Here is a 24,094-nt window from a genome sequence, read left to right as displayed (position 1 = left end):
AAGTAGATGCCGCAGTTTTGGCGCGCGGCCGGCAAAAATCAAGGGTTTGACTATGCTTATGTGACGACACGTCGATTACGTTTATTTCATACAGACCAGAGGTAACACATGAACGCGCTGACTGTGGCCAGCAAGGAACAGTTTTTTGAGCATCTGGCGGAGGCCTTTGCCCGCAAAATCGCAAAGACGGAAGCAAAGAACATCGGCGAGTTTGCCAAGCAACATTACGCGCACATCCCCCTTGAAGAACTGGTCAGTCGACGATTTCAGGATACCTACGGCGCCATCCTCGCGGCCTGGCAGTTTCTGCAGAAGCGGGCCCCGGACCAGACCCCCGTGTCCGTGTTCAACCCGGATCTGGAAAGCGATGGCTGGCAGTCCACCCACACCGTCGTGTTTATCCTCCATCCGAACATTCCGTTCCTGATCGACTCCCTGCGCATTGCCATCAACCAGCGCGAGATTGGCACCCATTCCATCCAGCATTCGATCCTGCGGGTCGAGCGGGACGCCGGGGGCAAACTCAAGAAACTGTTCTCCACCAAAAAGGGCGGTACCAACGCCCAGTACGAAGCCTTTATCGCCCTGGAAATTGACCGTCACAGCGATCCAGCCGAGCTTCGTGAAATTGAAGAGGTCCTGCAGGCCGTCCTGCACGAAGTTCGTATCGCGGTGTCCGATTTCGGCGGCATCATCGAGAAGGTCAACGCCATCGCCGAGGAACTCGATGACATTGCCGCCGGGATCAGCCCGGAAACCCGGGACGAGGCCAAGGCGTTCCTGTCGTGGCTGGTGTCGGACCACTTCACCTTCCTGGGGTACGACGAATACGATTTTGCCGAGGACAAGAAAGGCCTGCTGGTTCAGCGGGTACCGGATTCCGAGCGGGGGATTTTGCGGGTCAACAACGAACGTCCGGAGCGGGTTCGTCTGGACGAGCTGCCCCAGCGCACTCGCCATGAGATGACCCGGACCGACGACATTCTGATTTTTGCCAAGTCTGCGCAGCGCTCCCGCGTTCACCGCCCCGCGTACCCGGACTACATTGCCGTGAAAAAATTCGACAAGGACGGCAACGTGGTGGGCGAGCGCCGTTTCCTCGGTCTGTATACGTCCCGGGTTTACAACGAGCGGCCGGACGAGATTCCCCTGTTGCGCCGCAAGTTTGCCAAGGTCATGAAGGATTCCGGGTTCCTGCGGGACGATTACGCCGGCAAGGAGCTGGAACAGATCCTGACCCTGTACCCCCGGGACGAGCTGTTCCAGATTGAATCCGACGAACTGCTGAAGGTGGCCAAGAATATCCTGTACATCCAGGAGCGCCGCCGCATCGAGCTGTTCATGCGCGAAGACGTGTACGGCCAGTTTGTCACCTGCCTGGCGTTTTTCCCCCGGGATATCTACAACACCGAACTGCGGCTGAGGGTGGAGCAGGTGCTGCTGGAGCGGCTGGAGGCCGAGGACATCGAGTTTGTCACCCACTTCTCCGAGTCCGTGCTGGCGCGGGTGCAGTTCACCATCCGGGTGCCCCAGGTGGAAAACCGGCAGCTGCCGGTGGCCGAGATCCGCGAGCAGGTTATTGAGCTGGCCCAGTCCTGGCGGGACGGCCTCTACGATGCCCTCAGTGAAGCCTACGGTGAGGAGCGGGGCAACGAACTGTTCCGCATCTGGGGCAGCGGATTCCCGGCCAGTTACACCGAATTCTTCTCACCGCGCCGGGCCGGGATCGACCTGGAACACATTGCCGAGGCCGCCGCGGAAGACGATCTGGCGATGAGCTTCTACCGGGCTCTTGAGGAAGACGAGAACACCCTCCACTTCAAGCTGTTCAACCCGGATGAACCGTTGCCCCTGTCGGATGTGATGCCGATTTTCGACAACCTGGGTTTCCGGGTCCTGGGGGAGCACCCGTTTGAAGTGGCCGACCGGCACGGCAAGTCGGTGTGGATTCACGATTTCAAGCTGCAGGCCCACAGCGGCGAGGCGGTGGACATTCACCGCATCCGTCCGATTTTCGAAGATCTGTTCCGGCGAGTGTGGCACGGCCAGGCCGAGAACGATGCCTTCAACCGGCTGATGCTCTCCTCCTACATGAACTGGCGGGAGATCGCGCTGCTGCGCACCTACGCGCGATACATGCGCCAGATCCGTTTTTCCAACAGCCAGACGTTTATTTCCAACACACTGGTCAACCACGTTCACCTCGCCCGGTTGCTGTTGGACACCTTCCAGGTCAAGTTCGACCCGGACCGTTACCAGAGCGCCGGTAAGAGCGAGGCCGCCCAGCAGAAGCTGGAGCTGGAGTTCAACGCTGGTCTGGACGATGTGGACAATCTCAGCGAGGACCGGGTGCTGCGCCTATACCTGGAGCTGATCCAGGCGACCCTGCGCACCAACTACTACCAACTGGGCGCCGAGGGCCGTCACAAGCCCTACATCAGCGTGAAATTTGACCCGCACCAGATTCCGGACATGCCGCTGCCGATGCCCATGTTCGAGATCTTCGTGTATTCCCCCCGGGTGGAGGGGGTGCACCTGCGGGGTGGCAAGGTCGCCCGTGGGGGCCTCCGGTGGTCCGACCGCTTTGAGGACTACCGCACCGAGATCCTCGGGCTGGTCAAGGCCCAGCAGGTGAAGAACGCGGTAATCGTGCCCGTGGGCGCCAAGGGGGGCTTCGTGGCCAAGCAGTTGCCGGACCCCTCGGACCGGGAGGCGTTCCAGGCGGAAGGCATCGAGGCCTACAAAACCTTCATTCGCGGCCTGCTGGACATCACCGACAACCTGGTGGACAGCGGCATAGAGCCGCCGGAGCGGGTGATCCGCCATGACGAGGACGATCACTACCTGGTGGTGGCGGCGGACAAGGGGACCGCGACCTTCTCGGACATCGCCAACGGTCTGGCGGAAGAGTATGGCTTCTGGATGGGGGACGCGTTTGCCTCCGGCGGCAGCCACGGCTACGACCACAAGAAAATGGGCATCACCGCCCGGGGCGCCTGGGTGTCCGTTGAGCGCCATTTCCGTGAAATGGGCATCAACCCGGCCCTGGACGAGTTTACCGCCATCGGCATTGGCGACATGGGCGGCGACGTGTTTGGCAACGGCATGCTCAGCTCGGAAAAAATGAAACTGGTGGCGGCATTCAACCACGTTCACATTTTTGTCGACCCGACGCCGGACCCGGAGGCCAGCTACAAGGAGCGCAAGCGGCTGTTCGAGTTGCCCCGCTCATCGTGGACCGACTACAACGCCAAGCTCATCTCCAAGGGTGGCGGTGTGTTCAACCGCAGCGCCAAGTCCATCCCGGTCAGCCCGGAAATGAAGAAACTGCTGGGCATAAAGGCCGATCGCGTGCCGCCGAACATGTTGATCAGCCACATCCTGCGGGCCCAGGTGGACCTGCTGTGGGTTGGCGGCATTGGCACCTACGTGAAGGCCAGCTCCGAGAGTCATGCGGATGTGGGCGACAAGGCGAACGACGGTCTGCGCATCAATGGCGACGAGCTTCGCTGCAAGGTGGTGGGTGAGGGCGGCAACCTCGGCCTGACGCAGCTTGGCCGGATTGACTACGCCCTCAAAGGCGGCCGCCTGAACACGGACTTCATCGATAACTCCGGCGGGGTCGACTGTTCCGACCACGAAGTGAACATGAAGATCCTGCTGAACCGGGCGGTGGCCATGGGCGACCTCACCGGCAAGCAGCGCAACGTCATGCTCGAGGAGATGACCGACGACGTGGGCACCCTGGTGCTCAAGAACAACTACCGCCAGACCCAGGCCATCAGCATCGCCAGTGAGGATGCTGGCCCCCGTCTGGAGGAGTACCGCCGGCTGATCAGCCATTTCGAAAGTGAAGGCAAGCTGAACCGGGCCCTGGAATTCCTGCCGGACGATGAAACCCTGAGCGAGCGCAAGCTCCGCAAGCAGGGGCTGACCCGCCCGGAGCTGTCCATCCTGATTTGCTACATCAAGGGCGACCTCAAACAGACCCTGCTGGACAGCGCCCTGCCGGATGAGCCGTCGCTGGCCAGCGAGATGTACAAGGTGTTTCCCCGGGCGCTGACCCAGAAATTCTCCAGCGAGCTGGGCGAGCACCAGTTGCGCCGGGAAATCATCGCCACCCAGATTGCCAACGACATGGTGAACCACATGGGGATCACCTTTGTCGACCGGCTGAACCAGTCCACCGGCGCGGACCCCGCGTCCATTGCGCTGGCGTGGATTATCGCCCGGGATGTGTTCCGCATCGACAACTGGTGGGACCGGATTGAGGCCCTGGATTTCCACGTGCCCGCCAGCCTGCAGATGGAACTGATGCAGGATCTGATGCGTCTGATGCGCCGTGCTGTGCGCTGGCTGCTGCGTAATCGCCGCGCGGAACTGAACGTGCGCAGCCACATGGAGCGCTTTGCCGACAGCGTCTGGGCGATTACCGCCAACCTGCCGGATTACCTCGGCGAACACGCCCTGCAAAGTTGGCAGGCCCGGCACGATGAGCTGGTGGAGAAAGGCCTGCCCAGCGAGCTGGCGTCGGTCATGGCCGGTACCGGTTACCTGTATTCGTCCCTGGGCATCATCGAGGCCCGTGAGGCGGTGGACATGCCGCTGAAGACGGTCGCCAACCTCTACTACGATTTGGGCGAGCGGCTTGACCTGAACTGGTTCGCCAACGCCATCGCCCGGCTTCAGCCGGCGTCGCACTGGCAGGCCCTGGCCCGGGAAAGCTTCCGGGAGGATCTGGAATGGCAGCAGCGGGCACTGACCACCGGCGTGCTTCGTCTGGCGAAATCCCCCGATGACGTAGCCGGTTGTGTGGCCCAGTGGCAGGAGCGGCACCAGCCGATGATTGATCGCTGGAAGTCGATGCTGGGCGAGTTCAAAGGCGTGCGGGAGCCCGAATACGCCATGTTCTCGGTGGCCCTGCGGGAGCTGCTGGATCTGGCCCAGAGCACCATGCATCAGACCGCCGAATCGTCCGCCGCCGAGACGGTAGCGGAGAGCTAAGACCAACCGGGACTTGCGCCGAAAGGCGGATTCACGTTCAATTTCACTGAATTGAACAAGGGAGTGAGCGTCATGGGGCAGTTGGATCATCTTCTGGACAAGAACCGGGCCTGGGCCGATGGCATCAAGGCGGAGGATCCCCGGTTCTTCGATCGGCTTGCCAATCAGCAGGCGCCGGAATACCTGTGGATCGGCTGTGCCGACAGTCGGGTTCCGGCGAACCAGATTGTGGATCTGCTGCCCGGTGAGCTGTTTGTGCACCGGAACGTGGCCAACGTGGTGGTTCACACGGACTTCAACTGTCTGTCGGTGCTGCAGTTTGCGGTGGAAGTGCTGAAGGTGAAGCACATCCTGGTGGTTGGCCACTACGGCTGCGGTGGCGTCCGGGCGGCGCTCATGCGCGAGGGCTCAGGCCTGATCACCAACTGGCTGCGCCACATCCAGGATGTGGAGCGTCGCCATCAGGCGGTGCTCGACGCCATCGCCAATCCCCAGGACCGGGTGGATCGCCTGTGCGAGCTGAATGTGCTGGAGCAGGTGGACCACGTGTGCGAGAACAGCATCGTCCAGGATGCCTGGCGCCGAGGCCAGCCGCTGACCGTGCATGGGTTTGTGTACGACGTGGCCGACGGCCTGCTGCGGGATCTTGGCCTGTCCATCTCCTCCGAAGACGAGCGTCAGCCGGTGCTGGCCCAGTCGGTGGATGAGCTGGTGGCCCGGCCGGTCCGCTCGGGCCGGGTGCGCAAGCTGCCAGAACACTCATGAGTAGTGCGGGCCGCCCAGGGGGGCGGCACGTCTGATGTCCGAACTCCCCAACTCCCACCATGCCCTGATCCGTAACCTGAGCGCCCTGCGCGGCCGTGTTGCTGTGCTCGGGGTTCAGGACGCCCGCTTGCTGCCCGCACTCGCCGGTGTCGACGCCGGCCTGGCCATGACCGACCAGGCCGGCGTTCATGACGCGCTCCGGGCTGCGGCCGGCGAGGCGCGCGTCTGGCAAACGGCCTTTGGTTATGACGACGTCGGCCTGGCAACGGCGGCCTGGGACACGGTGGTGGTGTTTCTGCCGAAGGCCCGTGCCGAACTGGACCTGCGCCTGGCCCTGGCGGCCTCGTTGGCGGCGTCGGGCGCTCGGCTTATGCTGATCGGCGAAAAGCGCGAAGGTATCGCCGGCGCCATCAAGCAGCTCCGGGCCTTCGCGCCGGATGCGGCCAAGCTGGACAGCGCCCGGCACTGTCAGGTCTGGGTCGCGTCCGCGCCTGCCAGCCCCTCGCCGTTTCAGGTGGACGATTGGTTGCAATGGGACACGGTGGCCCGCCCGGCGGCCCCTGAGGAGGGCTTCGTCGTGGCGGGCCTGCCCGGAGTATTCAGCCTTGGTCGGTTGGACGAGGGCACGGCGCTGCTGCTGGATTCGCTGGCGAAATTCCCGCTGTTGGCCGGGCCGACGCTGGATTTCGCCTGCGGTGCCGGGGTGATCGGCGCCTGGCTGCATCGCCATGAACAGGCCCGGGGCATGTCACCCCGCCCCGTCGATGGCCTGGACGTTCAGGCCCAGGCGGTGTTCTGCGCCCGGCAGACCTATCAGCGACACGGCGTGAGCGGCGAGCTGCTCGCTGCCGATGGGCTGGACGGGCTGGCCGCCCGCCGTCGGTGGTCCGCCGTGGTCACCAACCCACCGTTCCACACCGGCGTGAAAACCGACCTGTCCATGAGCGAACGTTTCCTGGCGTCGGTGCGCTCGCACCTGGCACCCGGTGGCGAGCTGCGAGTGGTGGCCAACGCCTTCCTGCCCTATGAAGCCGCCCTGCAACAGCAGTTTGGCCAGGTTGAACGGCTGCTGGAAACCCGGAAATTCATCGTGTACCGGGCGTTCCGCCGCCGCTAGGCCGGTTACCGGGACGAAAAAAAGCCCCTGGGGTAGAGGGGCGAAGGGTGAATTGCATGAACGCCTTCAAGGTAGAACCATTTTCTAGAGTAATCAGCCTAAAACCGAACAAGCGTTCGACTCTCGCCCAGGGATGCCTGAAATGACAAGTGATGTGCTGCAAACGCCGACCGGTGGCCTGCGTCTGCGACGGCCCACGGCGGGCCGGGGATTGCGGGCCTGGGATGCGGCGGACGAACAACTGCTGGACGCCGCCGGGACGACCCTCGCTGAGCGCCCGGGCGCCCGGGTGCTGGTGGTGGACGATCAGTTCGGTGCGCTGAGCCTCGGGTTGGCGGCCAACCCACTGACCGTGGTGGCCGACAGCGCCACACTGCCGGGCGCTCTGGCGCTGAACGGCGACCCCTCGGGCCGGCCCGTGGCCAACTGGCTGTCGCCGCCGGACGGGCCATTCGACCTGGTGGTGCTTCGCATTCCGCGCCAGGCGGACTATCTGGCTTGGCTTCTGCGCTGGGTCAACGGTGTGCTGGCGGAGGGTGGCCGGTTGATCGCCGGAGGCATGATCAAACACCTGCCGGATCACAGCGTGGCGGTGTTCGCTGACGCGGTGGAAACGGAAGCCGTACTGCCGGCCCGCAAGAAAGCGCGGGTGGTGATCTGTCGGGCGGGACGGGCGCAACTGGTCGACTGGGCGGAGGCCTGGAAGGGCTATCAAACCGCTGAGGGCCTTCAGCTGATGGCGTTGCCAGCGGTGTTCGCCCGCCAGCGCCTGGACATCGGCACCCGCCTGTTGCTGCCCCACGTGGCCCGCACGGTGGCGGAGCTGCCCGAGGGCGGCCGCGTGCTGGATCTGGCCTGCGGTAACGGGGTGCTCGGAGTGACGGCGTTGCACGAACGCCCGGATCTGGCCGTTACCTTCAGCGACGTGTCAAGCCAGGCGGTGGCCAGCGCCCGTTACAACGTGGTTGGGGCCATGCCCGACGTAAGGGCTGAGTTCCACCATGCGGACGGCATCCGGCCGGACGCCGGGAACTTCGACCGGATTCTGCTGAATCCGCCGTTCCATGAGGGTGGGGTAGTGGGCGATCACCTCGCCCAGAAGCTCTTTCGGGCGGCGGCGAGGCACCTGGCGCCCGGGGGCCGGCTGCTGATAGTGGGCAATCGCCACCTCGGCTACCACCGGACGCTGGGGCAGGTGTTCCGGCAGGTACGTCAGTTGGACGCCGATCCCAAATTCGTGGTGTTCGAGGCCGGCCGGTCATAACCGAGGCGAGCCAGGGTATCGACGATGGTCTGGGTCTGGCTGTCGATTTCGATGTTGACCCGGTCCCCCACCTGCACCTGGCCGAAAGTGGTGACCCGCAGGGTTTCCGGTATCAGGTGCACGTTAAACCGGTTGCCCCGGACTTCACCGATGGTCAGGCTGGCGCCGTTGATCGCCACGTAGCCTTTATCGAACAGGTAGCGGGGCCAGTCGCCGGGCACCTCGAACCAGATCGTGACGTTGTTTTCCGGGCGTTCAATGTCAACGACGGTGGCGGTGGTGTGCACATGGCCGGACAGCAGATGGCCGCCAATTTCGTCGCCGATGCGGGCGGCCCGCTCGAAGTTGACGGTGTCGCCCGGCGTAAGATCGCCCAGGGTAGTCAGGCGCAGGGTTTCCTGCATGGCGTCAAACAGCAGCACGTTGCCGTCCTGCCGGGTCACGGTCAGGCAGGTGCCGTTGATGGCCACCGAGGCGCCAACGCTGACCTGCTGGACCTGTTGCTGGGGGAAGGCCAACGCCAGCGTAGAAAGGCCCGGGCGAGCATCCACCCGCTCGAGGGTGGCCAGACCCTGAACAATGCCTGTAAACATAGTGAAACCTCTGGGTAACGGATGGGTCCCAGAGGATAGCGGCACCGCCGTTGGATTGCCAACCGGGCGCTGGGTTGCCCGCCGCGCAGCGGATTACCACCGGCGCCGGGTCCCACGGCGCTCAAGGATGGGCGGGCGCCGCCGATAGCCTCTCAAGGACCCCTCACGACCAGAGACCCCGTTACTATGGCCGAACATCCCACACCCCGCGAGCCGGTGCTCAGGCCGGGACGCGCAGCAGACCCGGCATCGGAGGGGCCCGCCGCGCCCGTGTCAGAGCAGGCCGGTGTGCGTCCCGCACCGGGAAGCACGGCCGGGTCGGTAACCGAGGCCGGGGTTGCCCGCGCGGTAACCGACGATGTTCGCGACGGTGCGCCACAGGGCGGGAGCGAGGGTGAAGCCGGGGGAGAGAGCACCGACCAGGCCGGGCCGTCGACGGCCGCCATCGAGCAGGCCCTGGCCGAGTCCCGCCAACGCAAACTCAGACTCCAACTGCGCCAGTGCGACCGGGTGCTGCTGATGGATTTTACCGTACTCGCCATGGAGGGATGGCCTGACAACTACGCGCTGGCGGCAGCACGGCGCCGCCGGGACCTCTGGGTTCTGAGCGCACTGATCGCCGCCTCCCTTTTCCTGAGCGGCCTCACCAGCGTGGTCCCGGCCTGGCTGGCCGGCGGCGCTTTCGGCGCGTTCGTCATCATCCTGTTGATGGGGGTGCCGGTGATTCGCCGGGTCTACAGTCGCCAGCCGTCCTATCTGGACATTGTACTGACCCGTCAGCGGCTGCTCTCTGACGCCCGTAAACATGTGGCCCATCTGGAGGGCAAGGAGGGGCTGGTGTGGCAGTGTGCCGGCATGGCGGAGTTCAATCCGGCGTTGAGGCACCCCCGATTCAGCGACCTGGTGGCATTATCCGAACGGCGGGCGCTGGCCCGGAACCTGACCCGCCGGGAGCATGTCCGGCGCTATCTGATTTTCATGCTGGAGGCGGAGAAAGCCTACGGCCGGCTGCAGAGCGCATTTTTTGAAGGCAACCAGCGCGCCATCGACGAGGGCTGGCAGGAAGTGGCGGCGACGCCGGAGCCAAGAACTTGACAAGGTCATGCATCAAACGTATGTTTTAAACAGATGTTTGCTACCATTGCCAGAGGCATGACAACAACATGGCCCAGTCCGATACCGTCGACCGCATTCTCGACGCCGCTGAGGAACTGTTCGCCGAGCGCGGCTTCTCCGAAACGTCGCTGCGGATGATCACCAGTAAGGCTAAAGTAAATCTCGCGGCGGTCAATTACCATTTTGGCTCAAAGAACGCTCTGATTCACGCCGTCTTCGCGCGCTTCCTGACGCCGTTCTCCGGGACTCTGGAGCAGGCCTTTGACGAGCTTGAAGAGCGCTGTGAGGGCCAGCCCCCCACGCTGAATGATACCCTCTGGGCCCTGACCGAAAGCGCCGTACGCATGCCCCAGCGCAACGAGCGGGGCATTGCCATTTTCATGCGCCTGCTCGGGCTCGCCTACACCCAGTCCCAGGGGCACCTGCGAAAATTTTTGGAGCAGGAATACAGCCAGCCGTTCAGCCGGTTCATGCGATTGCTCAAGCAGGCGACCCCCCAGTTGTCCGCGGTGGATCGCTACTGGCGCATCCAGTTCATGCTCGGCGCCACGGCGTTCACCATGTCCAGTTCGGACGCTTTGCGGGACATTCTGCAGAACAAGACCGGCGTGGAAACCTCGGTTCAGGAGATTGCCCTGCGTCTGGTGCCGTTCCTGGCTGCCGGGATGCAGGCCGAGAAAACCATGCTCACACCACCCATCTACGGGAATTTCTCGGTTGCCTGAGTTTGTCTCGCTCGGTTAGGCTTCGCTTCTGGAATCTCAGAGCGGAGCCTGATTGGTTTGTCCTCCCCCCAACGCCCTGTCATTGATCGCCTGGTGATCTCGATCGCCCGGCAAATGCTGTTCGCCTATGGCGCGGACGGCGAGACAGTGGCGCAGTGGCCGGTCTCCACGGCCAGCGTCGGCGCCGGCGAAGAGAACGGCTCGGGTGCCACACCCCGGGGCGAGCACTACATCCGGGCCAAGATCGGCGCCGGCCAGCCGGAGAACACCGTATTCCGGGGCCGCCGGCCAACCGGTGAGCGTTATTCTCCGTCCTTGGCCCAGGCGTCGCCCGGCCGCGACTGGATACTCAGCCGAATCCTCTGGCTGTGCGGTCGTGAACCCGGACACAATCGGGGCGGTGACGTCGATACCTTCCGTCGCTATATCTACATCCACGGCACGCCGGACGCTGAACCCATGGGTGTGCCCCGCTCCCACGGTTGCATTCGCATGCGTAACCGGGACGTGATCGAGCTGTTCGATCAGGTCGCGCCCGGCACGCCCGTAACGATACTCGAGACCTGACCGGTGACTGACTGAGGAACGCCATGATCGGACGTATTCTGGGCACCCTGAACACCTGGATGCAGGACTTTGGCGTGCTGTCCCAGGGCTGGCGGGTGAGTCTGCTGATTTTTGCTCTGGTACTGGCGACCGCCGTGGTTGCCTATCTCGCCAGCCGTCTGGTCCGGGTGCTGGAAAACAAGTTCTCCCGCACCCGGAACGTCTGGGACGATGCGCTGCTGCATGCGGTCCGCGTGCCGCTGGTGGCGTTTGTCTGGTTACAGGGCGTGTATTGGGCGGCGGAGGTGGCTTACCACTTTTCCGAAGCCGAGATATTTACGGCCAATCGGAAAATCCTGGAAATCGGCTTCATCTGGGTCATCGTCTGGACCCTGCTGCGCCTGATCAAGGAGGTTGAGAAGGCTCTGGTGTCCCCGGTGAAGATGAAGACGCCGATGGACTACACCACGGTCAATGCGGTGAGCAAACTGTCCCGCGCCGTGGTGTTCATTACGGCTGCCCTGATCATGATGCAGACGCTGGGCTTCAGCATTTCCGGGGTGCTCGCCTTCGGCGGGGTGGGCGGTATCGCCGTCGGCTTTGCCGCCAAGGACCTGTTGGCCAACTTCTTTGGCGGCATGATCGTGCACCTGGACCGCCCATTCAAAGTGGGGGACTGGGTCCGCTCCCCGGATCGTGAGATCGAAGGTACCGTGGAGCACATCGGCTGGCGCATGACCACCATCCGCACCTTCGACAAGCGCCCTTTGTACGTGCCCAATGCCGCGTTCACCACGATTTCCGTGGAGAATCCCTCACGGATGCAGAACCGGCGTATCAATGAGATCGTCGGCATTCGCTACGCAGACGTCAGCGAAACGGCGGCCATTGTCTCGGACATCCGCCACATGCTGGAAAACCATGACGATATCGAGCCCAGCCAGACGCTGATCGTTAACCTGGTGGCGTTTAACCACTCGTCCCTGGACATCATGGTGTACACCTTCACCAAGACCACGGACTGGGTGACGTTCCAGCAGGTGAAGCAGGACGTGCTGCTGCGGATCAGCGACATTATCGAAACGCACGGCGCCGAGGTGGCGTTCCCGACCCGGACGTTGCACCTGCCGGACGGTCTGCAACTGACCCGCGGCGAGCGATCGGAACGCCTGGACCGTGAGGCCGATCGCGAGCCGGCAGCCAAACCCGAACAACCCCGATCCGGTGGCCGCGGCCCGGACCACCCGGAACATGAGGACGCAAGCGATGAATGACCAGACCCTCAGCCCCGTCGGCATCATTGGCGGTACCGGGCTGACCACGCTTTCCGGGCTGACCCTGGAGGGTGAGCGCACGGTAGACACCCCCTGGGGCGCGCCCTCGGCGCCGCTGGTATCCGGGACCCTGGGCCAGCAGTCGGTGTTGTTTCTGGCCCGCCACGGCCACCCACACCGGATTCCGCCCCATCAGGTCAACTACCGGGCCAATCTCAGGGCGCTTTACGATGCTGGCGTAAGGACCGTGGTTGGCGTAAACGCGGTAGGTGGCATTCACCCGGCCATGGGGCCGGCGCATGTGGTTATTCCCGACCAGATCATCGACTACACCTGGGGCCGGGCCAGCACCTTTTTCGAGGGTGAGCTGCAGGGCGTGACCCACATCGATTTTACCTGGCCTTACGACGAGGACGGTCGGCGCATCCTGATCGACTGCGCCCGTCAGGCCGGCGTGGCACATTCCGCCGAAGGGGTTTATGGCGCCACACAGGGACCGCGCCTGGAAACCGCGGCTGAGATCCGGCGTCTGGAGCGGGATGGCTGTGACATTGTGGGTATGACTGGCATGCCCGAGGCGGTACTGGCGGCGGAGCTGGGGATGCGTTACGTCTGCCTGGGGCTGGTGGTGAACTGGGCGGCCGGCAAGTCCGACCACATCATCACCATGGCCGAGATCGAGGCGGCCATTGATGAAGGCATGGCCGGCGTCAAGCGGATCCTCACGGACGCCGTGGCCGGCCTTGGGGCGCTCAGTCCTCGCCCACTTTCTTGAAGAAGATCAGTACGCCGATGGTGGGGGAGTCCAGGAAGTGGATTTCCTCGCTGCGCATGCGGCGATTCTCGTGGATCCAGGTGACCAGCTTGCGCTGCGGTGCCTGGTAGATCCCGTCGGACAGGGAAGGGGCGTCGTCCACGGTCCAGTGGTTCAGGTTCACGTCCACGTGCAGGTATCGTTTGCGGTCGATGGTGATCGTGCCCTCAACGGCCCGCTGGTTCAGTCCGTCCAGCCATGGGCCAACGCTGACCCGCAGCGGCGCTCCCTGGTAGTCCGGGGGGAATGCCTGGTACCAGCCCGCGCGCATCAGCACCCGATAGCGGCCGCTGGCCTCCAGGCGCTGGGCGGCGGCGTTCAGGGACAGCTCGTTGGCCGGCACCAGTTTCAGCGTGCTCCGGGCCTGACCGTCCTGGCTAACGGCCATCAGAGTTTCGGAAGTGTCCGGTGTGGCCGGCACTTCACGTCCGGCCATCTGCTCGGCGATGCCAGCGGGATCAACGATGCGCTCGAGGATCACGAATTCGGCCCGGTAGAAATCGTCCGGAACGTCCGCCGCTCCGCTCTGGCCCGAGGCCAGAAGCAGCACCACGAGGGCGATCGGGCGCAGGGCCCGGCGTTGAAGTAAAGCAGTGATCAGTCGCAAGGGTGTACTCCCGTTCTGCGCAGACTTCAGCCTTTGGGGCGTTGCTCCCGGGCCGTCAGCTGGTCCAGCATGGTTGAAATGCCGTCGAGTTTACCATCGGTGGAGTCGTCGTTCAGCTTGAATCGGAAGCTGTTGGCCCCCTCCAGCCGGAACTGGTCGGGAGCAGATTGCACCTTTTTAACCAGCACCAGTGGGTCCACCGGGGTGGAGGCGCCGAACTCGAGGCGCACCCATTCCCGCCCGGCGTCCACCTGGACGATGCCGAGGGCTTCGGCCCGCAGGCGCAGTTCGGCCTGGCGCATGAGGTTTTTCGCCGGCTGCGGTAACAATCCGAAGCGATCGATCATTTCCACCTGAAGTTCTTTTAATGCGTCCTTGTTGTCGACGCTGGAGATTCGCTTGTACAGCATAAGCCGGTTGTGGACATCCGGCAGGTAATCGTCCGGAATCAGCGCCGGAATCCGCAGGTTCATCTCGGTGCCGTGACTCAGGGGCAGGTCGGCGTTCGGCGTCCGGCCTTCGCGGATGGCCTTGACCGCCTCGTCCAACAGTTGCATGTAAAGCGTGAAACCGATGGTCTCGATCTGCCCGCTCTGTTCCTCCCCGAGCAGCTCACCGGCGCCCCGGATTTCCAGATCGTGGGTGGCCAGCATGAAGCCGGCCCCCAGGTCCTGGGCTTCGGCAATGGCCTCCAGGCGTTTTTTGGCGTCGGCGGTCATCGACTTGGGAGGCGGGGTCAGCAGATAGGCGTAAGCCTGGTGGTGCGACCGGCCAACCCGGCCCCGGAGCTGGTGCAACTGGGCCAGGCCGAATTTGTCGGCGCGCTCGATAATGATCGTATTGGCGCTCGGGATGTCGATGCCGGTTTCCACGATGGTGGTGCACACCAGCACGTTGAACCGTTTGTGGTAGAAATCCGACATGATCTGCTCAAGCTCGCGCTCGCGCATCTGGCCGTGGGCGACGCCAACGCGGGCCTCCGGGATCAGGCGGCGCAGGTCTTCGGCGGTTTTCTCGATGGTGGCGACGTCGTTGTGCAGGAAGTACACCTGACCGCCCCGCAGGATTTCCCGCAGGATGGCCTCCTTCACCATGGGCTCGTCCCGCTGTCGCACAAAGGTTTTCACCGACAGGCGTCGAGCCGGCGGGGTCGCAATGATGGACAGGTCCCGAAGATGGCCCATGGCCATGTTGAGGGTCCTGGGAATGGGCGTGGCGGTCAGCGTCAGCATGTCCACTTCCGCCCGAAGGGCCTTGAGCTTTTCCTTCTGCTGCACGCCGAACCGGTGCTCCTCATCAATGATCACCAGGCCCAGGTTCTTGAAGCGCAGGTCTCCCTGTAAAAGCTTATGGGTGCCAATCACGATATCGGCCCTGCCGGCTTCAATGGCGTCCATGGCTTTGCTGGTCTGCCCGGCGCTGCGGAACCGGCTGAGCAGCTCAACCTGAACCGGCGTTTCGGAAAACCGGTCCCGGAAGGATTCAAAGTGCTGCTGGGCCAGCAGGGTGGTGGGCACCAGCACTGCCACCTGCTTGCCGGACCAGGTCGCCAGAAACGCCGCTCGCATGGCCACTTCGGTCTTGCCGAAACCGACGTCGCCGCACACCAGGCGGTCCATTGGGCGCTCGCTGGTCATGTCTTCGAACACCGCCTGTATGGCCACTTCCTGGTCGGGGGTCTCCTCAAACGGGAAGCCGGCGGCGAAGGCCCGATAGGCCTCTTTGGGATCGTCAAACTGGAAACCCTTGCGGGCCTCCCGGCGGGCATAAATGTCCAGCAGCTCGGCGGCGGTATCGCGGATTTTCTCCAGGGCCTTTTGCTTGGCCTGACTCCAGCGCTCGTTGCCCAGTTTGTGCAGTGGCGCGTGTTCCGGATCGGTGCCAGCGTAGCGGGAAATCAGGTGCAGGCTGGATACCGGCACGTAGAGTTTGGCGCCGCCGGCGTATTCCAGGGTCAGGAACTCGTTGGACTCGCCACCGGCGCTGAGGGTTTCCAGGCCGAGGTAGCGACCAACACCGTGGTCGATGTGGACCACCGGCGCGCCAATGCGAAGTTCCGCCAGATCGCGGAAGCCGGCGTCGTCGGTCTCGGTGGCTTTGCCCCGGCGACGGCGTTGAAGCACCCGTTCACCGAAGAGCGCGGTTTCGGTGATCAGCGCGATGCCCTGGCCGGGCAGCACCAGACCTTGCTCCATGGGCGCGATGGTCATGCCCAGCTTGCAGTCCGTGTCGCTCAGGAAGCTGTGCCAGCCCTTCTGCGGTCCGGGTTTCAGGCCATGCTCCGCCAGGCTGTCCAGCAGAGCTTCCCGGCGGCCGGAGGATTCGGCACCGATCAGCACGCGCCCGTCAAAGCCGTCGAGGAACCGCTTGAGCCGGCCGGCCGGGTCCGCGGCCCGGCCATCCATGGCGATGTCGGGCAGGGCTTCAGTGTCGCAGGTGATGGCACCGGCACCGCTGGCGGCCTGATCCGTGACGGTAATCCGGGGAAACGCCTTGAGCTGGCTGAACAGCTCTTCAGGCTGCAGGAACAGGGCCGTTGGCGGGAGAATGGGCCTGAAGCGGTCGTGCCGACGGTCTTCATAGCGAGCCCGGGTGTCCGCACTGAAATGGTCTACCGAGTCGCTCAGCCCGTCCGCCGTGAATACCAGGGTGTCGCCCGGCAGGTAGTCAAACAGGGTCGCCGTGGCGTCGAAAAACAACGGCAGGTAGTACTCAATGCCCGGGGGTGTAATGCCGCTGCTGACGTCCCGGTAGATGGGGGCGTCCCGGTCGGCATTCGGGAATTGCTCGAACCAGCGGTTGCGGAAGCCGGAGCGGGCCTCCTTGTGCCAGGGAAACTCGTACGCCGGCAGCAGTTCGATGCGTTCGATGCGGTCGATGGAGCGCTGGGTGTCCGGATCGAAGGTGCGAAGGGTTTCGATCTCGTTGTCGAACAGGTCAATCCGGTAGGGCTGGCTGGCCCCCATGGGGAACAGGTCGAGGATGGCGCCTCGGACAGCGAACTCGCCGTGCTCGTAGACTGTATCGGCGTAACGATAGCCGGCCGCTTCCAGCTGCAGCCGCCAGGTGTCCAGGTCCAGGCGCTGGCCGACTTCCAGCAGCAGGGTATTGCCCTGCAGGTAGTCGACCGGCGGCAGCCGATGCATCAGTGTTCTCGCCGGCACCACCAGCAGGCCGTGGCGGACGCTGGGCAGCCGGTGCAGTGTGCGGATTCGACCGGAGATAATGTCCTGATGGGGCGAGAACAGATCGTAGGGCAGGGTTTCCCAATCCGGCAGGGTCAGCAGTTCCAGCCCATCATCGGTGACGGCGGCGCCGTCGTCGTCCTGGGGCAGCCCCAGGTAAAACCGCATGGCCTGTTCCAGCCGAATGGCGTCGGTGGTGCTGCGGGTGACCACCAGGGTCAGGCCGCCGAGACGGCGGGCGCTCTCGCAAATGGCGAGCGCGTCGCTGCTGCCGTGGAGGCCTCCCCAGGTTCGATGATCGGCGGCGCGCGACGGCAAGTCGGCGGCAAGCAGGGGGCCGGAGGGCAGGGGTGCGTGGCTCATGGTCGGTCGGATCCTCCTGATGGACGGTCTGTCAGGCGCGGTGCGGCCGGTTCTGGCGGCGGAAAGCGCGGTATTCTACACCCATTTGCCGACCGCCCGCATAAGTTGGATAATGTGCGCCCAAATTATTACTACTGTGTCTACCGAGGTCCCAACCGTGAGTCAGGAACAGATCAACCAGCACCTGTCCAAGTGGACAGACCGCGAGTCCACCGCCGAGGCGATGATCCCCGTCATCGGTCGTCTGTACCGCAAGAACAACGTGGTTACGTCCGTATACGGCCGTGCGATCATCAACCGCTCGGTGATCGACATCATCCGGGCGCATCGTTTCGTGCGCCAGATCGAGGACAGCGAGCTGTCCGTGCACGACACCCTGCCGATTCTGGAGGCGATGGATCAGTTGGAGCTGGGCCGCGCCCATGTGGACATTGGCAAGCTGGCGGTGAAGTTCAAATCCGAAGGTGGCGACCTGGTTGAGTTCCTCAAGCGCGAGATTGGCCCGATCGTCGGCCAGTACGCGGCCCAGTCCGAAGAGTACGCCCGTTGCGACACCAAGGACGTGGTGCTCTACGGCTTTGGCCGGATCGGCCGGCTGCTGGCCCGTATCCTGATTGAGAAGGCCGGCGGCGGTAACAACCTCCGTCTGCGGGCCATCGTGGTGCGCCAGGGCGGCGCCGAAAACGATCTGGAGAAGCGGGCCAGCCTGCTGCGCCGGGATTCGGTGCACGGCCCGTTCGACGGCACCATCACGGTGGATCAGGAAAAGTCGGCGCTGGTGGCCAACGGCAACTTTATCAAAGTGATTTACTCCGATGGCCCGGACAAGGTGGATTACACCCAGTACGGCATCAACAACGCCATCGTGATTGACAACACCGGTAAATGGCGCGACGAAGAGGGCCTGGGCCTGCACCTCAAGTCCAAGGGCGTCAGCCGCGTGATCCTCACCGCGCCGGGCAAGGGCAACATCAAGAACATCGTGTATGGCATCAACAACGGTGACATCACCGAGGACGACCGGATCCTGTCCGCGGCTTCCTGTACCACCAACGCCATCACGCCGGTGTTGAAGGCGATCTACGATGAGTACGGCATTGAAGACGGCCACGTCGAGACGGTGCATTCGTACACCAACGACCAGAACCTGATCGACAACTACCACAAGGGCAGTCGCCGTGGACGCAGCGCGCCCCTGAACATGGTGATCACCGAGACCGGCGCGGCCAAGGCCGTGGCCAAGGCGCTGCCGGAGCTGAAAGGCAAGCTCACCGGCAACGCCATCCGGGTGCCGACGCCGAACGTCTCCATGGCAATCCTGAACCTGAACCTGAACAAGGAAGTGACCGCCGAGTCGGTCAACGACTACCTGCGGGACATGGCGCTGCACTCCGAACTGCAGAAGCAGATCGACTTCGTCAACTCCCCGGAGGTGGTGTCCACCGACTTCGTGGGCTCCCGTCACGCCGGCATCGTCGATGCCCAGGCGACCATCGCCAACGGCAAGCGGCTGATCCTGTACGTGTGGTACGACAACGAGTTCGGCTACAGCGCGCAGGTGATCCGCTGCGTTAACCAGATGGCGGGTGTGACTTACCCGATCTTCCCGAAGCGCGCCCGGGACTGATCCGGCGGCTTTGGTCTGCAGGCCCGGCGATCCTGTCGCCGGGCCTGCGCGTTTCTGGCCGGCACCCTCGCCGGCACTCTCGCCGGTCATCCGTTTGGCGGCGTACCGTTGCTCGGCCCTCTCCGTTCCGCCTGGCGGTTTCCTCTCTCGTTGTGGCAACTTATTGACGCATCCGGCGCGACGCAGGTCACGCACTACCACCAACGTCGGTCCCAATCTGGTGGAAATACCATTACGTAGTCTCTATAATTGGCGCGATTTTGGGTATGTCTGGCATGCCGTTTCTCACCACTTTCCTGCATCAGACGTGGGTGTTCAGCAACTGCGCAACCGTCTGATTATCAAGGTTTTTGCCGAGCTGGCGCGAGCCATCAGGAAACCTGGGCCACGGGTGTCGGGCGTTACGAATTCTTGAACGAGTTTCTGATGACTGGACGAGGCTAATGATCAAAATCAAAAAAGGCCTGGATCTTCCCATCAGCGGCGCTCCCGAACAGACCATCTCCGACGGCAAGCCGGTACGCCACGTGGCGCTCATCGGTTTTGATTACAACGGCATGAAGCCGACGATGGCTGTCAAGGAAGGGGACCGTGTCAAGCGCGGGTCGCTGCTGTTCACGGATAAGAAGACCGAAGGCGTGCGTTATACCTCACCGGCAGCCGGTGTGGTGAAGGAAATCAACCGGGGCGAGCGTCGCGTGTTTCAATCCATCGTGATTGAAATTGACGGTGATGAGGCCGAAACCTTTGCCCGTTACGGGGCAGACGACTTCCCGAATCTGGAACGTCAGCAGGTGGTCGACAACCTGGTCGAATCCGGTTTGTGGACGGCGCTGCGCACCCGCCCGTTCAGCAAGGTGCCTGCCATCGATTCGGCACCCCATTCCATATTCGTCTCCGTGATGGATACCAACCCCTTGGCGGCGGACCCGGTGGTCATTCTCCGGGAAAACGGCGAAGCCTTCGAGCGGGGCCTGCAGATTCTCTCCCGCCTGACCGAGGGCAAGGTGTTCGTGGCCGGCAAGCCGGGCTCCAACCTGCCGGTGCCCGCGTCGGATCGCATCGAGGTGGCCCAGTTTGACGGCGTTCACCCGGCTGGCAACGTCGGCACCCACATCCATCACCTGGACCCGGTGTCGGCCAGCAAGACCGTCTGGTCGGTTGGTTACCAGGACGTCGTCGATATGGCCCGCCTGTTCGAGACCGGTGAGCTGCCGGTTGAGCGGGTGATTGCCGTCGGCGGTCCCAAAGCGTCCAACCCCCGCCTGGTGCGGACCCGGATCGGCGCGAGCCTGACGGAACTTCTGGACGGCGAGGTTGCCACAGATTCGGATGTCCGAATCATTTCGGGCTCGGTGTTCGGTGGGCGTCGGGCGGAAGGGCCCTGTGCCTACCTGGGGCGCTTTGCTAACCAGGTGTCACTGCTGGAGGAAGGCACGAAGCGCGAGTTCATGGGCTGGCTGTCGCCGGGCGCCAACAAGTTCTCCGTGCTCAATATCTATCTGTCCAAGCTGGCCGGTGGCAAGCGGTTCAACTTTACCACCACCACCAACGGCAGTGAGCGGGCCATGGTGCCGGTCGGTGCGTATGAACAGGTGATGCCCCTGGACATCCTGCCGACCCAGTTGCTGCGGTCGCTGATTGTGGGCGACACCGAAATGGCACAGAAGCTGGGTGCGCTGGAGCTGGATGAAGAAGATCTGGCGCTGTGCACGTTTGTGTGCCCGGGCAAATACGAATACGGTCCGATTCTCCGCGAGAACCTGACCCGAATCGAGATCGAGGGCTAACGCGATGGCTATCAGACAGTTTCTCGACGGAATCGAGCATCACTTCGACAAGGGCGGTAAGTACGAGCGCTGGTACGCGCTGTACGAGGCCGTAGACACCATTTTCTACACCCCGGGCAAGGTCACCACCGGCACGGCGCACGTGCGGGACGGTGTGGACCTCAAACGCATCATGATCACCGTGTGGTTGTGTACGTTCCCGGCGATGTTCTTCGGTATGTGGAACATCGGCTACCAGGCCAACAGCTTCCTTGCGGCCAACCCGAATGCGATGATTGCCGACGGCGGTCTCCGGGCGGCGTTTATCCAGGCGCTGGCAGTGACCGGCTCCGGCGCGGGTGTGTGGGACAATTTCATTTACGGCCTGTCCTACTTCGTGCCGGTGTACTTCGTCACCTTTGTGGTCGGCGGCTTCTGGGAGGTGCTGTTTGCCACCGTGCGCAAGCACGAGGTCAACGAGGGCTTCTTCGTCACGTCCGTGCTGTTTGCGCTGATCTGCCCGCCGACCGTGCCGCTTTGGCAAGTGGCTTTGGGCATCACCTTCGGTGTGGTGATCGGTAAGGAAGTGTTCGGTGGTACCGGCAAGAACTTCCTGAACCCGGCACTGACCGGCCGCGCCTTCCTGTATTTCGCCTACCCGGCGCAGATGTCCGGCGATACCGTCTGGACCGCCGTTGACGGCTTCAGCGGCGCCACGTCCCTGAGCTGGGCGGCCTCCGGCGGCGTTCAGGCGCTGCAGGATCACATTGGCTGGATGCACGCGTTCCTGGGCTCCATCCAGGGCTCCATGGGTGAGACATCCACCCTTGCGGTCCTGATCGGCGGCATCATCCTGCTGGTGATGAAGATCGCCTCCTACCGCATCGTCGGTGGCGTGTTGATCGGCATGATTGCCACCTCCCTGATGTTCAACGTGATTGGTTCTGACACCAACCCGATGTTTGCCGTGCCGGCCTACTGGCATCTGGTGATGGGTGGATTTGCCTTTGGCATGATGTTTATGGCGACCGACCCGGTGTCCGCCTCCATGACCAACACTGGTCGCTGGTGCTTCGGTATCCTGGTCGGCGTTATGACGGTGCTGATCCGAGTGGTGAACCCGGCGTTCCCCGAAGGCATCATGCTGGCGATTCTGTTCGGTAACCTGTTTGCGCCGTTGATCGATCATTTTGTGGTGCAGGCCAACATCAAACGGAGGCTCGCCCGTGGCTAAAGCAAAGGAATCCGTTTTCAGAACGGTTGTGGTTGCGCTGGTGCTGAGCGTGGTGTTCTCCGTGGTGGTGTCGACCGCCGCCGTCGCACTGCGCCCGGCCCAGATCAAGAACCAGAACCTGAACATCAAGACCAATATCCTGGCGGCGGCCGACATGCTGCCGGCGGGTGCCAGCTCCCAGCAGATCGAGGACCTGTTCTCGAAATTCGAGGTCAAGCTGGTGGATCTGGACAGCGGTGAGTATGTCCAGCCGGATGCCGTTGGCGTGAATGATCCGATGAAGTACGACATGTACAAGGCCGCCTCCAACCCGAAGCTGTCCATCGACATTCCTCAGGATCAGGACAAGGCGGGTATCGGCCGTCGGCCGAACGTCGCTAAGGTGTTTGTCCTGCGTGATGACAGCGGTGAGCTGAAGAAGGTGGTGCTGCCGATCAGCGGTTATGGCCTGTGGTCCACCCTTTACGGCTTCGTGTCCCTGCGCGGCGACGCGAATACGATTGAAGGTCTCGGCTTTTACCAGCAGGGGGAAACCCCGGGCCTGGGCGGCGAGGTGGACAATCCCCGCTGGAAAGCCCAATGGCAAGGCAAAGTGGTGTACGGTGAGGACATGACCGAGCCGGAAATCCGTCTGGTCAAGGGTGGTGTCAGCGCCGATGCCAAAGGTAAGGAACACAAGGTGGATGCGCTGTCCGGGGCGACGCTCACCAGCCGCGGCGTCGAAAACCTGGTCAACTACTGGCTGGGTGACCGTGGGTTTGCCACCTATCTCAAACACCTGCGTCAAGGGGAGGTCTGATCATGGCCGGTGCATCTGCCAAACAGGTTCTCTTCGAACCGATTTTCAGCAACAACCCGATCGCCCTTCAGATTCTGGGCATCTGCTCCGCTCTGGCGGTAACGTCGAGTCTGAGCGTGACCATCGTCATGTGTATCTCGGTGACGCTGGTGACGGCGTTCTCGAGCATGGCGGTTTCCCTGATCCGGAACCAGATTCCCGGCAGCATCCGGATCATCGTCCAGATGACCATCATTGCGTCCCTCGTTATCGTGGTGGACCAGTTGCTGCGGGCCTACGCCTACGAAATCAGCAAGCAGCTGTCTGTGTTCGTTGGCCTGATCATCACCAACTGCATCGTGATGGGGCGCGCCGAGGGCTTCGCCATGCAGAACGGCCCGGTGCTGAGCTTCCTCGACGGCATTGGTAACGGTCTGGGCTATTCCGTGCTGCTGCTGTTCGTGGGCTTCTGGCGCGAGCTGTTCGGCTCCGGCTCCCTGTTCGGCATCGACATCCTGACCACCGTCAACAACGGCGGCTGGTACGTGCCCAACGGCCTGCTGCTGCTGCCGCCGAGTGCGTTCTTTATCATTGGTCTGACCATCTGGGCGCTGCGCACCTGGAAGCCGGAGCAGGTTGAAGAAGCGGACTACAAACTCTCTGCCCATAAAGTGTCGGAGGCGTTCTGATGGAACATTATCTGAGCCTGCTCGTCAAAGCCGTGTTCATCGAGAACATGGCGCTGGCCTTCTTCCTGGGCATGTGTACCTTCATCGCCATCTCCAAAAAGATGGAAGCGGCGATTGGCCTGGGCATTGCGGTGGTCGCCGTACTGACCATCACCGTGCCCATCAACAACCTGATCTACAACCACGTGCTGCGTGAAGGCGCGCTGGCGTGGGCCGGGCTGCCGGACGTGGATCTGAGCTTCCTGGGCCTGATCACTTACATCGGCGTTATCGCGGCGATCGTCCAGATCATGGAGATGATTCTCGACAAGTACATTCCGGCGCTCTACGCCGCGCTCGGGGTGTTCCTGCCGCTGATCACGGTGAACTGCGCGATTATGGGCGCGGCCCTGTTCATGGTGGAGCGCGACTACGATTTCGGTGAGAGCGTGGTGTTCGGTTTTGGTTCCGGCCTTGGCTGGGCCCTGGCGATTGTGGCGCTGGCCGGCATCCGCGAGAAGCTCAAGTACAGCGACGTGCCCCCGGGGCTTCGCGGTCTGGGCATCACGTTTATCACGGTCGGGCTGATGTCCCTGGGCTTCATGTCCTTTTCGGGCATTTCCCTCTAACGCACCCGGTGATTCG

18 protein-coding genes are annotated in these 24,094 nt (G+C 63.1%); 15 read left to right on the top strand and 3 right to left on the bottom strand.

Annotation, left to right across the window (positions count from 1 at the left end; all coding sequences use genetic code 11):
- The first annotated feature begins 108 nt into the window (after window positions 1–108).
- The 4 genes from V3388_RS07480 (at window position 109) to V3388_RS07465 (ending at window position 8,150) form a co-directional block, all read left to right on the top strand.
- Window positions 109–5,004 carry an NAD-glutamate dehydrogenase gene (locus V3388_RS07480; RefSeq protein ID WP_336366903.1) on the top strand — a complete coding sequence of 1,632 codons (4,896 nt, stop codon included), beginning with the start codon at window positions 109–111 and terminating at the stop codon, window positions 5,002–5,004.
- Between the two features lie 72 nt (window positions 5,005–5,076).
- Window positions 5,077–5,769 (top strand): carbonate dehydratase, encoded by a 693-nt coding sequence (gene can / locus V3388_RS07475; RefSeq protein ID WP_336366902.1) that lies wholly within the window; start codon window positions 5,077–5,079, stop codon window positions 5,767–5,769.
- 34 nt (window positions 5,770–5,803) lie between these two features.
- Entirely contained in the window at window positions 5,804–6,886 is a 1,083-nt protein-coding gene (locus V3388_RS07470; protein ID WP_336366901.1) for a methyltransferase, read from the top strand.
- Window positions 6,887–7,028: 142 nt separating this feature from the next.
- A complete protein-coding gene (locus tag V3388_RS07465; RefSeq protein ID WP_336366900.1) occupies window positions 7,029–8,150 on the top strand; it encodes a class I SAM-dependent methyltransferase in 1,122 nt (373 codons plus the stop codon).
- Here V3388_RS07465 and V3388_RS07460 read toward each other — a convergent pair.
- On the bottom strand, window positions 8,099–8,743 hold the full coding sequence (locus V3388_RS07460; protein WP_336366899.1) for a riboflavin synthase subunit alpha: 645 nt from the start codon (window positions 8,741–8,743) through the stop codon (window positions 8,099–8,101). The two genes, V3388_RS07465 and V3388_RS07460, sit on opposite strands and share 52 nt — an antisense overlap.
- A gap of 186 nt (window positions 8,744–8,929) precedes the next feature.
- On the opposite strand from V3388_RS07460, the gene V3388_RS07455 reads away from it, so the two are divergent.
- The 5 genes from V3388_RS07455 to V3388_RS07435 all read left to right on the top strand — a co-directional run bounded on the left by V3388_RS07455 (window position 8,930) and on the right by V3388_RS07435 (window position 13,179).
- Entirely contained in the window at window positions 8,930–9,838 is a 909-nt protein-coding gene (locus V3388_RS07455; protein ID WP_336366898.1) for a hypothetical protein, read from the top strand.
- 68 nt (window positions 9,839–9,906) lie between these two features.
- A complete protein-coding gene (locus V3388_RS07450) occupies window positions 9,907–10,584 on the top strand; it encodes a TetR/AcrR family transcriptional regulator (RefSeq protein ID WP_336366897.1) in 678 nt (225 codons plus the stop codon).
- Between the two features lie 57 nt (window positions 10,585–10,641).
- Window positions 10,642–11,151, top strand: a complete 510-nt coding sequence (locus V3388_RS07445; protein ID WP_442915618.1) for a L,D-transpeptidase family protein — start codon at window positions 10,642–10,644, stop codon at window positions 11,149–11,151.
- A gap of 23 nt (window positions 11,152–11,174) precedes the next feature.
- Window positions 11,175–12,404, top strand: a complete 1,230-nt coding sequence (locus V3388_RS07440) for a mechanosensitive ion channel family protein (RefSeq protein WP_336366896.1) — start codon at window positions 11,175–11,177, stop codon at window positions 12,402–12,404.
- Complete coding sequence (locus V3388_RS07435; RefSeq protein ID WP_336366895.1) at window positions 12,397–13,179, top strand: S-methyl-5'-thioinosine phosphorylase; 783 nt, start codon at window positions 12,397–12,399, stop codon at window positions 13,177–13,179. Before V3388_RS07440 ends, V3388_RS07435 begins: the two co-directional genes overlap by 8 nt.
- Here the strand turns inward: V3388_RS07435 and V3388_RS07430 are convergent.
- Together V3388_RS07430 and mfd are read right to left on the bottom strand one after the other, a co-directional pair.
- Window positions 13,157–13,825 carry a CsiV family protein gene (locus V3388_RS07430; RefSeq protein WP_336366894.1) on the bottom strand — a complete coding sequence of 223 codons (669 nt, stop codon included), beginning with the start codon at window positions 13,823–13,825 and terminating at the stop codon, window positions 13,157–13,159. The two genes, V3388_RS07435 and V3388_RS07430, sit on opposite strands and share 23 nt — an antisense overlap.
- Before the next feature lie 26 nt (window positions 13,826–13,851).
- Entirely contained in the window at window positions 13,852–17,373 is a 3,522-nt protein-coding gene (gene mfd, locus V3388_RS07425) for a transcription-repair coupling factor (protein ID WP_336366893.1), read from the bottom strand.
- Window positions 17,374–17,596: 223 nt separating this feature from the next.
- On the opposite strand from mfd, the gene V3388_RS07420 reads away from it, so the two are divergent.
- From V3388_RS07420 to nqrE, 6 genes are all read left to right on the top strand, one after another.
- Window positions 17,597–19,000, top strand: a complete 1,404-nt coding sequence (locus tag V3388_RS07420) for a glyceraldehyde-3-phosphate dehydrogenase (protein ID WP_442915631.1) — start codon at window positions 17,597–17,599, stop codon at window positions 18,998–19,000.
- Between the two features lie 443 nt (window positions 19,001–19,443).
- Window positions 19,444–20,790, top strand: coding sequence for a Na(+)-translocating NADH-quinone reductase subunit A (locus tag V3388_RS07415; protein WP_336366892.1), 1,347 nt, complete (start codon window positions 19,444–19,446; stop codon window positions 20,788–20,790).
- Window positions 20,791–20,794: 4 nt separating this feature from the next.
- A complete protein-coding gene (locus V3388_RS07410) occupies window positions 20,795–22,003 on the top strand; it encodes an NADH:ubiquinone reductase (Na(+)-transporting) subunit B (protein WP_336366891.1) in 1,209 nt (402 codons plus the stop codon).
- Complete coding sequence (locus V3388_RS07405) at window positions 21,996–22,802, top strand: Na(+)-translocating NADH-quinone reductase subunit C (RefSeq protein WP_336366890.1); 807 nt, start codon at window positions 21,996–21,998, stop codon at window positions 22,800–22,802. The genes V3388_RS07410 and V3388_RS07405 overlap by 8 nt, the downstream gene beginning before the upstream one ends.
- A 2-nt stretch (window positions 22,803–22,804) precedes the next feature.
- Window positions 22,805–23,470 carry an NADH:ubiquinone reductase (Na(+)-transporting) subunit D gene (locus tag V3388_RS07400; RefSeq protein ID WP_336366889.1) on the top strand — a complete coding sequence of 222 codons (666 nt, stop codon included), beginning with the start codon at window positions 22,805–22,807 and terminating at the stop codon, window positions 23,468–23,470.
- Window positions 23,470–24,078: an NADH:ubiquinone reductase (Na(+)-transporting) subunit E gene (gene nqrE, locus V3388_RS07395; RefSeq protein WP_336366888.1), complete on the top strand. Its 609-nt coding sequence runs from the start codon at window positions 23,470–23,472 to the stop codon at window positions 24,076–24,078. The genes V3388_RS07400 and nqrE overlap by 1 nt, the downstream gene beginning before the upstream one ends.
- Window positions 24,079–24,094 lie beyond the last annotated feature (16 nt).

This window comes from Marinobacter sp. C2H3, assembly GCF_037080155.1.
GTDB lineage: Bacteria > Pseudomonadota > Gammaproteobacteria > Pseudomonadales > Oleiphilaceae > Marinobacter.
This window is presented reverse-complemented; position numbering and strand designations above follow the sequence as displayed.